Consider the following 16,589-nt stretch of genomic DNA (forward strand, 5'->3'; position numbering starts at 1 on the left):
CCTTTTCTAATCAACTGCAACTCCCTCCTTCATTTTGACGCTGACACGGCGGGAATAGAAGCCCGCGCCATCAGCAATAAAAAGCCGCAAATGCATGGTAGCCAGGGATTTCGGTCTGGCTGCTCATGCTGCAAAATTGATCGAAGCATCCGGGGGTAAGGGTCCAGTTCCGGGATTGATCTCCCGTTCTCATTCATTGGGTAACACTCTGTGCCCGCATTTGTTGCTGAGCCGGTTCAAGAATCAGTCTCTGGGTCTTAATAAATCTTGTTCGGTTCAAGCAGTCGGTTTGTCCCAAAGTTGTTAGATTCGCGATGCGGCCTCTGCTTTGCCTCAGACCGCCCGAGAAAGGTTCGCTCAGGCAAATCAGCCAGATAGTGAACGAGTCGCCCGCAACGAACACACAGCAATGACCAAGGCCCGAACAGCATGAGCCCAAAGCGCTTTCCTTCTCAGACTCACCCCGTCGGCAATACCTCAGTGACAGGTCCCGCCTGGGCGGGAGAAGTCGAATACCAGGGATGCCTGTGCGCAATCCTATCACCTCGGCGGCTGGGCTCGGCAACTCAAAAAAGAACCGGTCCACGGCTGCTAAATGGTAGGCACTGCAGGGTATTTACCCGTCCGAAGGAGTAGAAGAGGCACCGGCCCACTCACTCAAGGAGCTTGGTCCGCTCGTTCCGCCGGCAAGACACGGTGACGATAGAGCGATAGTCCCCCCTGCCCCATGTCCCGTCTTGAATGCAGCCCGAGAGGACCGATTTGCTCGGGAAGGCTGCGTTTGCGAGAGTGCTCCACGAACAGGTAGCCGTCCTCAGCGAGATAGCGCGGCAGGAGCGGTAGGACGTCTCCGTAAAGCGGTGATTCATAGGGGGGGTCGAAGTAGATCACGTCAAAAGTGACACTCGACAAAGTGCCGACGAACCCCCGGCGCAGGAGGACACGCGCGTCGGCTTGGAACACCTCGGCGGCAGAATCCGACGAGGCTACTCGCTGCCAATTGCTGCGAATGATGGCGCAGGCGCTTCGGGAGAATTCGATTCCGACAACAAGGGCGGCCCCCCTGCTCAGTGCTTCGGCGCCGATGGTCCCCGCGCCGGCGCAGACGTCGAGCCACTTTGAACCTGGCACCCGATCCTGCAATATGCCGAACAGGGACTGCCGGATACGCGAAGATGTGGGACGGGTATCGAGTCCGGCCGGGCTCTTGAGGGTACGCTTTCCATGAATCCGAAGGCTCATTCGACTGAACTATCCTCGTCCGCGGAGTTCACCAAAGGGTCATTCGCTTCGATTGCCTCGCCCCAGTAGAGCTTCTTCGCCCGGCGAAAGCGGACCTTCTGGCTTTTGCGGATCGTCCACTGCTCGAGACCAGCTGTGCCGCAGACTTCGACTCGCGCAAGATTGCCCACAACATGCGGCTGGAGGGTAACGCGGCCAACGATTGACTGGCTGCTCTCGCGCGCGGCAACAACGTAAGAAAACTTCTCGTCTTCATAGGAGCGGAAGCCCTCTTTGAGGATCCGCTGCGCCTGCGAGCGCTCCACTCTCTGCGCGAAGTGGCACCAGGTATCGCCTTCCCTCTTCGGGCACCGGCCTTCGCCAGGACAAGGCGCGACGATCTTTGCTCCCTGCTCGATCAGGCGTTGCCGCGCAGCGAGGATGACATCGAATCCGCGAGACGACTTGGAGCCTTCTACCAGAACGAGCGCACTGCGCGTGCTCGCCCACAGACGGTCGATAACTGCGACACGTGAGGGAGCGGGCAGCTCTCCAAGCACATAGGCAGCCACGACCAGATCGCCTTGAGGCAGTGCGGCTCGGTCCGCCAGCAGATCGAAGCTCTGCACGTTTGCTTGCTGGACTGAAGGACGTTGCGAACTTTGAGCAAGCGTGCGCGCAATCGAGAGCATGCGTGCATCCGCATCGAGCAGGGTCGCACTTTCGAGAGAGGGCCACAGCTCTGAGGCAGCCCATACAGCGGGTCCGGGCCCGCAACCGGCTTCGACGAGTGTCGCGGGAGCCCACTCAGGGAGTCGTTGGCTGGCTTCGAACAGCGCAGAATGGATTGCCGAATAAGTGGAGGGCAGCCGGTAAGCCGCATAAGCCAGCGTCTGCTCCGGCGATTGCACGAGGCGCCCTGTCACATTGCGCTCGCCCGCACGGTAACGCTCACGGAGTGTCTCTGCGGCTTGAGTGAGGCCGCGGAGGGATACGTGGTCCAGTTGCGCTTCAATCGCCGCGCGAAGCTCGCCGGGAAGAATCATGGCTTACGTGCTCCCGTTTTTCTGCGTGCGGGAACACCGCGCCCCGGTCTAGAATCAGCACCCGTCTTACGGCCCACGATCAAATCGACGCTGAGACCGCCCGCATCGATCCTTCGGCGTTCAAGCAATTCGAACCTCGCTGGCGAGGGGAAGTCGGGCGGGCGGAAAACGACGAGTAAACCGCCGGGCAGTAAAGCTCGTTGGGCCAGCGTATCCAACGCCAGATGCAATCGGCGTGCGCTGGCGCGATCAAGCACCCGCTGGCCGTAGGGCGGATTCGAGATGATGAGACTCAGGTCCTTGGGCGGCTCGGCTGAGCGCATGTCAACACGGGTCAGCGTCAGATCGCGCAGGCCATCGAGATTTACGCGGGCACTCTCAATCGCCGCTCGATCGATATCCCAGCCGAGGAGCCGCGCATATGCGCCGCGAAGAGCGCACTCGGCCAGCAGAGTTCCACTGCCGCAAAAAGGATCGAGGACAACTGCATTCGGGGAGGGCATGTAGAAGCGCGCTGCCGCAGCTGCGAGCGTGGGATGCAAAGATGCGGGCCTGTCCTGCTTGCGATAGGCGAAGCGCTCATCGTGGCCGGCGATAGGCCGCGCGCCGATCAGGCAGTGCTTGCCCGTGCGGCGCACAATCAATTCCCATTCATACCCAGTGGCGGCATTCTGCAGGCCGGCACAATGAGTCGTGAATCGCTCGATCCACTCGCGCTTGCCGGCCGATGCAAACTGCGCCGGCAATGAAATGCGATAGCGAGTAGCGGGACCGCTAAGCCGCTTCATCTCCTGCGCCACAGGGGAGGCTGCGAACTGCCTTCCGAGCGCATCCGGATCGGCCGTGTTTGCCGAGTGGACAAGAGTGGGATAGAGAGCGGTTCGGACTTCGAGCAAGTGAGAGAGTCTGGCTGGAGACTTCAGCCTGATGCGATCCGCGGCAAGCGGCTCCGAGGTTAGTTGCCGCTCTTGCGCTTCCTGAGCCATGAGATCCGCCACGCCGCTGCGGCACCAGAGCTCTAGGGCGGCGCGTTCGCCGAGGACAGCATCTGCAGGAACTTCCGAGACGGCTCCGAAGCGAGCACGCAAAGTATCGCGGACTTTCTGCGCCGCGAGATGTTCTGCCTCGGCCCATGCGCAGCGATCAAACTCATCGGCCAGAGCCGCGGAAGAGGCGGTGTGCCCGAAGGCCAAAATCATGGACTGCCGCACGCGCGCGTCCGTCTCGTTATCAAGGCAGCGCAAGATGGAGCGAGCGGCGGCCTCGTCCTGGCCAAGTTTGCCAAGGCCTATCGCGGCGTTGCGCCTCACCTTCCAGTCGTCGTCGTCCAGCAACGGCTGAAGCGATAAGCGTGGACGCTCAAGCTGGCGAGTCAGGACACCCGCCTCCCCCGCAAGGAAGGCAAGCCGTCGGCGGGCGCCCGAGGCAACACTGGGCAGCGCATCCAGAATCAGCGGTAGTGCACGGCGCGCATCGGCCAGGAGCGCTTTGCCCGCATTCTCAGCGCGGGTGTTGTCCTCGCTCGCAAGGTCCTCCAGAAGTTGCGGCCAGCCATCCAATCCCATCTGTTCATCTTATCGAACGGCCAGGAGCGAATCGGGAAGAGAGCATTCGCGGTGTAAGGCTTGAGAGAAAGGAGAAATGGTCAGCCCGGGCAGGATTAGGCGACAAAGTGAGTCTCAGTTGCTTCTAAGAACGTGTTCTGATGCAAGATCAAATGGCGTTCTCTCATCGGATATCGAGGCGGCTAAAGTTATCTGTCCTGTCGGGCGGAGCGCTGGCACTTGCCATGATGCCAAGTGGATGTAAACGGAACGCCACGCAGGAGGTGGTTGCGCCGGCATCGACGGGCGGGAGTATGCACCCGTACGCCGGGGCCTTGGAGAAGGATGACTACCAGTGGGTGCGCGCGACCAAGGACTATGCGAACACACGATACAGCACGCTGGACCAGATCAACACCGGAAATGTTTCGAATCTCAAGCTGGCGTGGACCTTCGATACGGGGGTTCCTCGCGGGCAGGAGGCAGCCCCGATTGTGGCGAACAACACGATGTATGTTGTCTCGCCATGGCCGAATAAGTTGTTCGCGCTCGATCTAACCAAGCCTGGGGGTCCGCTGAAGTGGAGTTACGACCCGCATCCTTCGTCTGCTGCCAAGGGCGAAGCCTGCTGCGATTGGGTGAATCGTGGCGCAGCGTATGCAGATGGGAAGGTCTTCTACAACACGCTTGATGGATACACCGTGGCCGTGGACGCCAACAGCGGCAAGCAGATATGGAAGACCCGGCTGGGGAATCTCGCGCTGGGCGAGACGATCACGATGGCGCCGATGGTGGCGAAGGATAAGGTTTTCGTCGGCGATAGCGGAGGCGAGTTCGGCGTGCGAGGCTGGCTGGCTGCGCTGAGCACCAAGGATGGCAAAGTTGTATGGCAGGCGTATGCGACGGGGCCAGACAAGGATGTACTCATCGGCGATCGTTTCAAGCCGTTTTATGAGGGCGATAAAGGGCAAGACCTCGGTGTGAAGACGTGGCCACCGGACGCATGGCAGATCGGCGGCGGCACGACGTGGGGGTTTATCGCATACGACCCCGCGCTGAATCTGATCTATTACGGGACAGCCAATCCGGGGCCATGGAATCACGAGGTGCGGCCCGGGACGAACAAGTGGACATCCGGTGTGTTCGCGCGGGACGCGGATACCGGGCAGGCCGTCTGGTTTTATCAAATGTCGCCCCACGATCTATTCGACTGGGATGGCATTAACGAGGACATACTCCTCGACCTGCCGTGGAACGGGCAAACGCGCAAGGTGCTGGTGCGGCCTGACCGCAATGGCTACATCTACATCATCGACCGTGCCAGCGGTCAGGTTTTGTCGGCAACGTCGTATGTGTACACCACCACAACGACGGGCGTGGACCTGAAGACGGGCGAATTGAAGCACGTCTCGGCGAAGGAGCCGAAGACAGGCCAGGAGATTCGCAATATCTGCCCGATCGCGCCAGGAGCGAAGGACTGGCAGCCGTCTTCATTCTCTCCGCGGACGGGCCTCGTTTATGTTCCTCACGAAAATATGTGCATGGACGAGGAGGGAGTCACGCCCAATTACATCGCCGGCACGCCGTATATCGGAGCCAACGTGCGCTATTACGCCGGGCCCGGCGGCAATATGGGCGAGTTGATGGCCTGGGATCCGCTCTCCGGGAAAAAAGTTTGGACGGTGGACGACAAGTATCCGATGTGGAGCGGAACCGTTACCACCGCCGGCGACCTCGTGTTCTACGGGACGATGGAGGGATGGTTCAGAGCGGCGGATGCGCGCACAGGCAAGACGCTGTGGCAGTTCAAGACGTCGTCAGGCATCATCGGGCAGCCAATCACGTATTGGGGGCCGGACGGCAAGCAGTATGTTGCGATCCTCTCAGGGATTGGGGGATGGCCTGGGGCAATCGTGTCTGCAAATCTCGACGTACGCGACGACACCGCAGCGAATGGCTGGGGTAGCGCGATGCACGACCTGAAGAATGTCACGAAAGCGGGAGGCACTCTGTATGTGTTCTCGCTTCCTTAGCATTGCAGTGGCGTTGCTGTTCGCGACGATATGTGCGGCACATGCGGCGCCGTTGCGCATTTGCGCGGATCCCGACAATTTGCCGTTTTCGAATCGCGCGGAACAGGGATTCGACAACCGGATTGCGATCCTGATCGCGCATGAACTTCGCCGTGAACCGCAGTTTGTGTGGGCGCGCAGCAGGCGTGGATTCCTGCGCGAGCAGTTCGACAAGGGTGCTTGCGATCTCCTGATGGGCGTTCCTCAAGGGATGCGCGGCGTGGCAAGTTCCAGCCCTTACTATCGATCGTCGTATGTGTTTGTAACTCCAGCACGCACCCATGTGCAGATCACCCGATTCGACGATCCGAACTTGAACAGCGGGCGCATCGGCTTGCAGGTGCTGGAGGAGGATTATGCGCCTCCATCGCTGCCGCTGATCCGCTATGGACACGCCGGGCAGCTTGTGGGTTTCGACGCGTTTGGACAACGCAGCGAAGACATCGTGAAAGCCGTAGCGGACGGGCGTGTGGCATGTGCCGTGGTATGGGGCCCCCTGGCTGGGTACTTCGCAAAGCGCGATCATCTACCCGTCACCATCGCGCCGGTTTCGGGAGGGGCAGACACATCGGGCGTGCCGCTCGCCTACTCCATGACGATAGCCGTGCACAGGCGGGATGCGGAGCTGCGCGAACAGATCGATCGCGCGATCACGTCTCTGCAGCCGCGGATCAATGCAATCCTGGCCCGCTACAGCATCCCTCGCGACGGCGATGGAAAGGGGGGCCGATGAAGGTCGCCGCCTACTTAGCGCTCCTCATGGTTGCGGCGGTATGCGCCGGCGGGTGCAAGCGCGAGCATCGAGTGTTCGATCCGGGTTCCCCTCAGACTCAGGTAGCGAATGCATCGGCGCTGAACGAGATTCACGCCGGGGCGCAGTGGTCGCCGGGACCACCGAGTTCGCCGAGTAGAGTGCGATACGACGACAACGCATATGCGGTGTCAGAAGGCAAGCGTTTGTTCGAGTCGTACAACTGCGTGGGGTGCCATCAGCACGGCGGCGGCGGGATTGGCCCCGCGCTCATGGATGCGCAATGGATCTACGGCAGTCATCCCGAGCAGATTTACGAGACCATCGTGCGTGGGCGGCCGAATGGGATGCCTAGCTTCTCCGGCAAAATACCCGACTACCAGGTATGGGAGCTTGTCGCCTACGTGCGCTCAATGAGCGGGCAACTGCGCGAGGATGTGGCGCCCGGGCGCAGTGACGAGATGCCGGTGATCAAGTCCGAGCAGGCTCGACCGAAAGAGCATCCGAGCGACGAACATCAGCAGAAACCACCAGAGGGGCAGCCATGATTCTTCTCGCTGTGCCGGGTTTTCCGGGCAATCAGTCGTCGCTGAATCCCGTCGGTCCCGGCGCGTCGCATATCGAATTCGAGTTTTCGCTGATCTTCTGGATCACAACCGCTGTGTACATCATTGTGCTGGCGGTTTTGGTGATCGGGGTGATACGCCGGCGACACACGCTGGATACCATGCCCGAGCCGCTCGCGACCAATGAAGCTACGGAGAAGCGAGCGCGTATCGGTGTAACCGCGGCCGCGGTTGTCACAGTAGTGCTTCTCTTTGTGATGTTGATTGGCAGCTTCGAAACGGGCCGTGCGCTCGGCGACATGAATCAGGAAAACGCGATGCCAATTGAGATCTACGGTCATCAGTGGTGGTGGGAGGTGAAGTATCCCAACAACGACGCGTACAAGACAGTGGAGACTGCCAATGAGATTCACGTGCCGGTGGGAGTGCCCATCCGTTTCCGCGGCACCTCGCGCGACGTCATCCATAGCTTCTGGGCGCCCAACGTGAGTGGTAAGCGCGACCTCATGCCCGGCTATAACGCGGAGTTCGTGTGGCAGGTGGACCAGCCTGGCCGGTGGCGCGGGCAGTGCGCCGAGTATTGCGGCGAGCAGCACGCACACATGTCGTTCGAGATTGTCGCGGAACCGAAGGATGAGTTCACCCAATGGCTCACGAATCAGGCGCAGAGTTCAGTGCAGCCTGCCACACCTGAGGCGAACCGCGGACAGCAGGTGTTCATGACGCACGCGTGCGTGCTGTGCCACAGCATTCGAGGGACGAGCGCAGGGTCTCGGGTCGGACCCGACCTGACGCACCTGGCAAGCCGCTCAACGATCGCGGCGGGCACGCTGCCCAACACGGCCGGAAACCTGGGCGGATGGATCCTGAATCCGCAGTCGATCAAACCAGGGTGCCGCATGCCACCCAATCAACTGTCCGGCACCGAGCTGCAGGACCTGCTGGCCTATCTCGAGACACTGCAATGATCACGACCAACCTAGCAACAGAAACGGAATTGACCGAAGAAGAACGCCGCCAGGCCGCGCAACTGGAGCATATCTGGCACGAGCCGCGCGGGTTCGCGGGATGGTTCCAGGCCGTGCATCACACCACCATCGGCAAGCGATATGTGGTAACCGCGTTCACCTTCTTCCTGCTTGCTGGGTTGCTGGCCGGAGCCATGCGCCTGCAGCTTGCATTTCCTGAGGCGCACTTCCTCTCCAGCGACAAGTACAACCAGTTTTTCACCATGCACGGCAGCACCATGATGTTCCTGTTTGCCGTGCCCATGATGTTTGAAGCGCTGAGCGTGTACCTGGTTCCGCTGATGGTGGGCACGCGCAACATCGCCTTCCCTCGCCTGAACGCCTACAGCTACTACCTGTATGTGTGCGGCGGCATCATGTTCTATGTCGCGTTTCTCTGCAATACCGGCGCCGACAGAGGCTGGTTCTCGTATGTGCCGCTCGCCGGGCCAGACTATGGAGTCGGTAAGCGGGCTGACTTCTGGGCGCAGCTCATCACGTTCACTGAAGTGTCCGCGCTTTCCGTCGCTGTCGAGATCATTGTGACGGTATTTCGACTGCGCGCGCCGGGCATGTCTCTCAACCGCATTCCTGTCTTCGTATGGGGACAGGTGATCGTCGCGTTCATGGTCATCTTCGCGCTGCCGGGTGTCGTGTTATCGAGCACGATGCTGCTGCTAGACCGCACGGGCGGCACACAGTTCTTCAATCCATCGGTGGGCGGCGATGTGCTGCTCTACCAGCACCTGTTCTGGTGGTTCGGGCATCCTGAGGTCTACCTGATCTTCATTCCGGGCACGGCGGTCGTCTCCACGATTGTGACCACATTCAGCCGGCGGCACGTGTTCGGCTATCTGGCGCTGATCCTTTCTCTCGTTTCGACCGGCTTCATCGCGTTCGGCCTCTGGGTCCACCACATGTTCGCCACGGGCATTCCGCAGATCGCCGAAAGCTATTTCACTGCTGCGAGCATGATGATCGCGATTCCGAGTGGCGTGCAGATCTTTTGCTGGATCGCAACGATGGCTACAGGCAGGGTCGTCTTGCGTACACCGATGTGGTGGGCCATCGGCTTCTTCTTCGTCTTCATCATGGGTGGAATGACCGGCATGTTCCTCGCGTCCGTGCCCACTGACCTGCAGGTCCACGATACGTATTTCGTCGTCGCTCATTTCCACTACGTGCTGATCGGCGGCGCGGTGTTTCCCTTGTTTGGAGCTATCGCCTACTGGTTTCCAAAGGTGACGGGCCGCATGCTCAGCGAGCGGCTGGGCCAATTGAGTTTCTGGCTTTTCTTCGTTGGCTTCAACGTGACTTTCTTCCCCATGCATCTGGTAGGTCTGCGCGGCATGCCGCGCCGCGTATACACGTATCAGCCGGGCATGGGCTGGACGCTGCTCAATCAGATTGAATCCGTCGGCTACATCTTCCTGTTTCTCTCCGTGAGCATCCTGTTATGGAACGTCTATCGCTCCCTCCGAACGGGCGCGATTGCGGGTCCCAATCCGTGGAATGCCGGTACGCTGGAATGGGCCACCACTTCGCCGCCGCCGCACTACAACTTTCTGCACCTGCCCACAGTGAATGGCCGTGAAGCTCTGTGGGATGCGGCGCCTAACCAGCCCGTGGTTGTGGGACTTGCAGAGGATGCCAGGGAGATCCTCACCACACGTACGCTGGATGCCGAACCGGACGGCAGAGAAGAAATGCCATCGCCTTCCATCTGGCCTTTCCTTGCGGCTGTTGCCACGTCGTTTGCGTTTATCGGCAGTATCTTCACGCCCTGGGGCATCACCATCGGCTCCATACCGGTGGCAATCACCATGATCGGATGGTTCTGGCCCAAACAACAGCCCACTGACCGGCGTCGCGCGAGGGAGATATGGCAGAGCGAGTAGAGCGCCCCGTTCTCGATGTTTCGTCTTTGCCGACCGTGCACTTTGGCTCGCACAGCCTCACGTGGTGGGGAATCATGGGCATGATGGCGATTGAGGGCACCGTCTTCCTGCTGATGATCGCATCGTACTTCTACCTGCACTCTAGAACGGTGGAGTGGCCGCCCCATCGCAATCCTCCCGACCTGTTGTGGGGTACAGTCAATCTCGCGCTTTTTCTCATCAGCGCCCTTCCCAACGAGTGGTACCGCCGCCGCGCACGCAAGGGCGACTTGCGCGCTGTACAGATCGGGCTGGTGGTGCTCTCCCTGTTCGGGGTGGCCATCGTAGGCGTTCGCTATTTGGAACTGCTGCATCTCAACACCGACTGGAGCGTCGATGCTTACGGCAGCGCTGTGTGGACGCTGATGGGACTGCACGTGCTGCACCTGCTCACGGATCTGGTCGACACGATCGTGCTCACCGTGCTGTTCTTCACGTCTCTGGTAGAAGGCAAGCGCTTCATGGATGCCGAGGAGAACGCCGCCTACTGGTACTTCGTCGTTGCCTTCTGGATACCCATTTACCTGGTTATCTATTGGGCCCCGAGGTGGCTACATGCGTAACCCACTGGAACATACCAAGCCAAGCCCTGAAGAAAAACGTACCGACGCGCTGCTGTGGACAGCCTTCCTGCTGAACCCGCTCGCTATGGGTATCAACACGATTGTGGGCTTCACGGTAGCGCACTGGACCAGCGACACGGGCCGCAAACACTACTCGTACCTCGTCTCCGCAATCGACTTTCTGCTGTGCATTTGCGCGCTGGGCATTTCGATTTCACTCCGCAGCAGATTCAGTGAATCGCCGGAAGACGTGCCGATCGACGGCCGCCGCGTGTTCATGGCCAAGCTTTCCATTTTGATTTCAGCCATCACGGCACTGCTGGTCATTGCCCAAACCCTCGCACTTCTTACGCTTCATCCCTTCGATTGATTATGACCTCCGCGTCCCAACTCGGCCTCGCACTCATGTTTCACGAAGCGCATCCGGATATGTGGAGTGTGCCCTGGAGCTTCGAGCCGGCGATCGTTATTCCACTACTTGCGCTGCTGGGGGTCTATACAGCGGGCGCGTCGCGCCGGGGCAATGTGGCCTCGCTACGCTGGCGGCATGCTAGCTTCGCTGCAGGATGGGGAACGCTCGCTTTAGCCCTCGTGTCGCCTATACACGAACTTGGAGAACAGTTGTTCTCTGCCCATATGCTGCAGCATGAGATCCTCATCCTCATTTGCGCACCTCTCATTTCGGCCTCGCATCCGGGCGCCACCTGCCTGTGGGCCTTCGCTCCGCGCCACCGTTCCGGCATTGGCTCATGGGTTCATCGAATCGAAAGCTCGCCCGCCGCGCGTCTGTTCACCGCTCCCTTGAATGCGTGGATCCTGGAAGCTGCGGCCCTATGGCTGTGGCACATCCCGCTCCTTTACCAGGCCACCCTCACATCGGACTGGATTCACGCCGCACAGCACATCAGCTTCCTCGGAACCGCTGTCCTCTTCTGGTCAGCCCTCTACGGAGTTGGCCGGTCAGCAATGAGCTACGGAACCGCTACGCTCTTCGTCTTCGGAACCGCCGTGCACTGCAGCGCCCTGGGTGCTCTTCTCACCTTCTCCACCGTGCTCTGGTACCCGGCATATGCCACGACCACGGCGCAATGGGGACTGACCCCGATCCAGGATCAGCAATTAGGGGGAGCCATTATGTGGGTACCCTCGGGAGTCGTGTTCATGGTGATCGCATTAGCCCTCATGGCCCGCTGGCTCTCTGAATCCGATCGCAGACTGCGCCTGGGCTCCGTTGCCGCTCTGCTTGAAAAGGAGCAGCTATGACTCTGCAACTGGCCCTACTTGTCTGCGGAGGTTCGTCCGGAGTCTTCATACAGCCGGAAACTCTTAGCCGCGTTAGATTTGCTTTTCGAGCTTCGCTGTAGCTCCATTAACTTCTTCACGAGAGCCGGTACCTCGCTTTTGTCGTCCGTTTTGCGAAGAGCGAGAATGAGGTGGTACACGGCCTGTTCGTCGTCAGGATCGATGGCCAGCGCTGCGCGGCTATGCGTGATGGCCTCCTGATTGCGGCCAAACTCCACATAGACGGCTGCCAGCAGATCATGGGCTGCGGCCATACGGGGCTCCAGTTGCAGCGCTCGTTCTGCTTCGCGGATTTCCTCTTTAAACTCCGGGCTTCCTTCTGTACTGCTTTTGCCCTGCAGAGCCTCAGCTAAAAGATAGTGCGCATAGGCTTCGTCAGGATGCGCTTTCACGGCGGCTCGGAAACTTGCGATAGCGCGAGGTTCGTCGTGTTGCTGTGACTGAACTATTCCCTGCGCGGCGGCAAGAAAGTGCAGTTTCGGATCGAGATGGCTGGCCGTTTCAAAGTCGTCCGCCGCCCGGGTGAACTCTCCTAATTGCGTGAGCAAGACACCGCGGACGAGGTAGAGGCGCGGCTCCTTAGGCAACTGAGTGAGGCCGGCATTCACAATGTCGACGCCCACCTGCGGCGAAGCGTGATCGTAGGAAACCATTGCGAACTGCAGGTACGCATCCACGTCGCGGGGCCGCGCCAGAATGGCTTTCCTGAGCAGTTCTACGGTGGCGGCGGTCTCATTTTTCGATTCGTGAATCTCGGCCGCGAGGGTGAGCGCGTCCACGTTTGCCTTATCCGATTCGAGCAACGGTTCCAGGGTGCTCAGGGCCTCATCGGACGCGTGGGCGTTCCATTGCGCGAGAGCCACATTGTAGCGGGCGTCCGAGCTGCTGGGTTCGGCCGCCAGTGCGCTGCTGAAAGGCGCAACTGCATCGGCATTGCGGCCCAGCATCGAGAGGCACATGCCGTATTGAGTTAGAGCGTCGCGCTGACCGGCAATCGCCTGGGAAGCCTTCTCAAAATGGGCTACCGCCTCGTCGCAATGACGTTCGCGAAAGGCAACGGTCCCGAGCATGGCGTTCGTGACGGGATCCTCCGGCCGCCGTTCGAGGATCTTCAGCAGCGTGGGCTTTGCGCTGGCATCGCCAATCTGGAAGGCTGTTTGTGCTGCTCCCTCAAGCGCCGGAAGATATGCCGGCGCAAGCGCCAGGGCTTTCTGATAGTGCCTGAGTGCAGTCGGCGAATTGCCGAGTCCTGCTGCCGCCATTCCGCGCAAGGTCCAGAACCGCGGGTCCTTTGGGTGCTGGGCAACGGCTGTCTGACAGAGCCGCTCGGCGAGCGCGTAGTCGCGACTGCGCAGAGCACCGCTGATAGTGGCGATCTCCGCTCTTGCTGCGGCATCGGGAGTGGATTGCGACTGGGCCGCACACCCGTGCGATGAGCAGAGCGGCAATGGCACGAACGCGCAGAACATTACGGCGGCGCGCGCATACGCCCCCAAGCCTTCACCACGACTCCTATGCCTCATGCCTGGACGACTCACACTTCCCTTCAGGGTTCTATCGACTCCGTGAGCTCCGGCTCGACGTTATCGAAAAAGACACCCTGCAACTGCGCAGGCTCAAGCCCGCTGATATGCAACTTGATAGTATGGCGCACGCCGGCCGGGATCGACGAGAGGTCGGCGTAGAAGCCGACGAAGCAGGGAGCGTCAACGCGGCTGGAGGTGTATGCAGGTTGCACTGAAATGGGCTGACCATCCAGGGTTGCAGTCACGGACGCGGTGTCCTTTCCGTCTGCTGCCTGCACAAATAACAACAGTCGTTCGGGTGCCAGCCAGGTCGACTCGTAATCCTCCTTCGTCCATGGGATGGGCCAGGCGCGCTTGCGCGCCGCAAGCTGCTCGATAATCCGGCGTGGAACAAGGAATGTCCCGGTCAGCTCTCCGTTGCCTTCGCGGCTGAGTGAGACCTCCTGTGCCTTCCCGAAGCGGTCGCCCGCGAATCGCACGGCCACCTCGATATAGCGACCATTCTGGGTGAAGCGTTGGGTACGGCCATTCAGGGTCAGGGACGAAACACGCGTATCGCTGGGCAGAAGGATGCCAAAGGTCTGTGTTGTTCCGGGCTCGCCGGAGACATGCCTGACAGCGAGCGCGGTTCCATTGAGCGTCGCGGCGGCTGCGTGATCAGACGACAACGCCGCGGCATTGAAGACGAGCGGTTGCGCCGCCTCGTTCGCCGGTGTGATTTGAAATACCGTGGCGCTGGTTCCATCGAGGGTCAGGTGAACGTGGTCGCCACGCGTCCAAACGCCACGCTGAGGACTGCCTAGCATGCGGCCAGCGAACGGCTCAATCTCTTTGATGACGTAGGTCCGGCCAGCTGTCAAGCCAATGCTTTCATCGAGGACGATGTCGGCCGGAAGCTGCTTGTAATTGGGATTGAAGACGAAGAGGAACCCCCGGTCGCCAATGATGGCGGATGTCCCGTCCACATGGCCCATTGCCGGCTGCTCGAGGATGGTTTGTGCGTGGAGTAGGTACTGTTTGTTCTGCACCGTCCAGTCAAGCCATTTACGAATCCAGGCCTTGTCCGCGGCGGAAAAGTGTTTTGATTCCTCCGGATCGCGCGCCGGAATCATGTCGACAACGTTGTTCCAGCCCGCGGTTGCAATCGAGGAGAGGAACGAGTAGCGATAACCAAGATAGTCCCAATCCCGCGGACGAAAGCGGGAGTACACCGTCTCGGCATGCGGCTTCTGACCGTCGGCCGCGGGAACGTTGCGCGAGCGCTCCGTCTGGTGAGTGGCGTAGCCGGGAATCACCTCTTCGGGCGCGAACTGGTAATTGCGGTACCAGTAATTTACGAAGCGCGTGCGATCGGCAGAAACGCGATCAAAGTGAAGATCAGGATATGGCTTGAAACTCTCAGGCTGCTCGTCGGTGCCAGTAGGATGCGGATAGCTGCCGGCGAGCCAACTCCATGGGCCGTAAAGCTGATAGCTTTGACGACCGTCGATAACGATGGAGGGAAACTCACGGCGCAGGCTCTCGATTACGCGACGCCAGCCATACCACTGGGCATAACTGCTGCTGCCGGGCAGATTGAGGAAATCATAGTCAAACGAATAGCCGGCGATGCCGGTTCGTTTTTTGAAGGCAATCAGCTTTTCAAGCAGGTAATCCTGCAGCGCGCGCGACGAGAGGGTCGCGTACCTGTCATGCGGATCACCGAAGGACTTTCCATCCTTGCCAGTTCCTCCCTGCACGATCCAAGAAGGATCTTTCTCATATGGAATGGAAGGATAGACGTAAGCGAGCAGCCCGACATGTCTCTGTTTCGCATGCTCCAGCATCTCTGCGACGGATGAAGGAATTGGATCCTTCTCGGGGGCCCACTGGTTCTTGCGGATCTGCTGCCCCATGCCCAGCCACAACACGTACTCCCAGCTCCAGGTATCTACACTCTGGGTGCGCTCTGAAACCTGCGAATTTCCTGGCGCATACAACAGCGTCTGGATTCCGAGCTCCGAGGCTGTATCGATGATTCGCTTGTACTCTGCCCTGCCCTCGGGCGTGCCTGCATCAATCTGGTAATCGTTCAGGGTCCAACCCACCAGCACGCTAATGGGACCGGGCGACGGATGGATCAGGGACGCGCGTACGCACGCAGTGAAGGCTGCGACCTCCGCCTTATCCATACCATCGTTCGGCGCAGGTTCAAGGACGGGGTGCCATTCGGTAACCATCTGCCGGGCGTTTCTGGATCCTGTCAGCCGATACGTGCCGATGCATGCCAGATCGCTCGAGAACTCTCCCCAGGATGACTGCCACTCCATCTCCGGTGCATAGGAAATGTCCACGCTGGCGCCATTGCGATGAACTTCGAGGAAGGGGTTCTGCACGGTTAAGAGAGCGCCACTCTGGTCCGCGAATCGAAGAAATTCGCCGTAATCCTTGCCCGGGAGCGATTTGCGGCTCTGCTCGATAGTTGATCCGAATTGGGGCGTATAGACCGAAGGAACATAGTCCGATTCGATTTCGGCCTTTACCTTCACGTCCCACGCCACCACCTGCTCTACAACAAATTTTGGCGAGGGCGATGCGACGATGCGTACCTGCTTGCTCACGAAGTTCCAGCCCGGCTTCAGCTGGTAGACGGCCCGAACCTTATACGGGCTCAGATCGAAGTCATACGTGACTTCGTGCTCACCGGTGGATCGCTGCACATGTTGAGCGTCCTGGCTGCGGAGCTTGTGACCGTCAAGGGTGATCGACCATGCATCCTGTTCCAGATCAATGCGCGATCCCGACGCGGAATCAGCAACGGATAGCAAGCCGCGGTCGCCGAAACGGGCTGATGTGGAGGTGTTCCGGAGCTCGGTTTCCTGTGCGTGGGAACGGAGGATGAAGACGGAGACAAGGACGATTCCTGTAAAGAGAACACGGACGTTCCGGAGCATGACAACCTCAACTACAAGTCGGGACAAGCATCACAATACAACAAGCGCGTACGCGCCGCGGACCTGATGCCGGTCTTCCTTTCTGAAGCCCGACATCAGGTCCGCACAGCGACCGCGAGGG

Annotated in this window: 13 protein-coding genes; 8 read left to right on the forward strand and 5 right to left on the reverse strand. The window is 60.0% G+C overall.

Features of this window, described 5'->3' with window-relative positions; genetic code table 11:
- Positions 1-657: 657 nt before the first annotated feature.
- The 3 genes from rsmD to MOP44_RS26770 are packed head-to-tail and all read right to left on the reverse strand — an operon-like array spanning position 658 to position 3,832.
- Complete coding sequence (gene rsmD, locus MOP44_RS26760; protein WP_260793634.1) at positions 658-1,242, reverse strand: 16S rRNA (guanine(966)-N(2))-methyltransferase RsmD; 585 nt, start codon at positions 1,240-1,242, stop codon at positions 658-660.
- Entirely contained in the window at positions 1,239-2,267 is a 1,029-nt protein-coding gene (locus MOP44_RS26765; RefSeq protein WP_260793635.1) for a small ribosomal subunit Rsm22 family protein, read from the reverse strand. Before MOP44_RS26765 ends, rsmD begins: the two co-directional genes overlap by 4 nt.
- Positions 2,264-3,832: a methyltransferase gene (locus MOP44_RS26770; RefSeq protein ID WP_260793636.1), complete on the reverse strand. Its 1,569-nt coding sequence runs from the start codon at positions 3,830-3,832 to the stop codon at positions 2,264-2,266. Before MOP44_RS26770 ends, MOP44_RS26765 begins: the two co-directional genes overlap by 4 nt.
- Before the next feature lie 293 nt (positions 3,833-4,125).
- Here MOP44_RS26770 and MOP44_RS26775 point away from each other — a divergent pair, with 293 nt between their 5' ends.
- Genes MOP44_RS26775 through MOP44_RS26810 form a run of 8 tightly spaced genes read left to right on the forward strand, consistent with a single transcriptional unit; the run spans position 4,126 to position 11,970 of the window.
- The gene (locus MOP44_RS26775; RefSeq protein WP_260793637.1) at positions 4,126-5,844 is read left to right on the forward strand and encodes a PQQ-dependent dehydrogenase, methanol/ethanol family; all 1,719 of its coding nucleotides are present in this window, start codon (positions 4,126-4,128) and stop codon (positions 5,842-5,844) included.
- Complete coding sequence (locus MOP44_RS26780; RefSeq protein ID WP_260793638.1) at positions 5,825-6,616, forward strand: quinoprotein dehydrogenase-associated putative ABC transporter substrate-binding protein; 792 nt, start codon at positions 5,825-5,827, stop codon at positions 6,614-6,616. The genes MOP44_RS26775 and MOP44_RS26780 overlap by 20 nt, the downstream gene beginning before the upstream one ends.
- Positions 6,613-7,182: a c-type cytochrome gene (locus MOP44_RS26785; RefSeq protein ID WP_260793639.1), complete on the forward strand. Its 570-nt coding sequence runs from the start codon at positions 6,613-6,615 to the stop codon at positions 7,180-7,182. The genes MOP44_RS26780 and MOP44_RS26785 overlap by 4 nt, the downstream gene beginning before the upstream one ends.
- On the forward strand, positions 7,179-8,168 hold the full coding sequence (coxB, locus tag MOP44_RS26790) for a cytochrome c oxidase subunit II (protein WP_260793640.1): 990 nt from the start codon (positions 7,179-7,181) through the stop codon (positions 8,166-8,168). The genes MOP44_RS26785 and coxB overlap by 4 nt, the downstream gene beginning before the upstream one ends.
- Positions 8,165-10,105 (forward strand): cytochrome c oxidase subunit I, encoded by a 1,941-nt coding sequence (gene ctaD / locus MOP44_RS26795; RefSeq protein WP_260793641.1) that lies wholly within the window; start codon positions 8,165-8,167, stop codon positions 10,103-10,105. Before coxB ends, ctaD begins: the two co-directional genes overlap by 4 nt.
- A complete protein-coding gene (locus tag MOP44_RS26800) occupies positions 10,090-10,707 on the forward strand; it encodes a cytochrome c oxidase subunit 3 (protein WP_260793642.1) in 618 nt (205 codons plus the stop codon). The genes ctaD and MOP44_RS26800 overlap by 16 nt, the downstream gene beginning before the upstream one ends.
- Positions 10,700-11,077, forward strand: coding sequence for a hypothetical protein (locus MOP44_RS26805; RefSeq protein ID WP_260793643.1), 378 nt, complete (start codon positions 10,700-10,702; stop codon positions 11,075-11,077). Before MOP44_RS26800 ends, MOP44_RS26805 begins: the two co-directional genes overlap by 8 nt.
- A gap of 2 nt (positions 11,078-11,079) precedes the next feature.
- Entirely contained in the window at positions 11,080-11,970 is an 891-nt protein-coding gene (locus MOP44_RS26810; protein WP_260793644.1) for a cytochrome c oxidase assembly protein, read from the forward strand.
- A 14-nt stretch (positions 11,971-11,984) separates the two neighbouring features.
- Here MOP44_RS26810 and MOP44_RS26815 read toward each other — a convergent pair whose 3' ends face one another.
- On the reverse strand, positions 11,985-13,532 hold the full coding sequence (locus MOP44_RS26815) for a tetratricopeptide repeat protein (RefSeq protein ID WP_260793645.1): 1,548 nt from the start codon (positions 13,530-13,532) through the stop codon (positions 11,985-11,987).
- A 23-nt stretch (positions 13,533-13,555) separates the two neighbouring features.
- Positions 13,556-16,468, reverse strand: a complete 2,913-nt coding sequence (locus MOP44_RS26820; protein WP_260793646.1) for an alpha-amylase family protein — start codon at positions 16,466-16,468, stop codon at positions 13,556-13,558.
- Positions 16,469-16,589 lie beyond the last annotated feature (121 nt).

This window comes from Occallatibacter riparius (genome assembly GCF_025264625.1).
Lineage (GTDB): Bacteria > Acidobacteriota > Terriglobia > Terriglobales > Acidobacteriaceae > Telmatobacter > Telmatobacter riparius.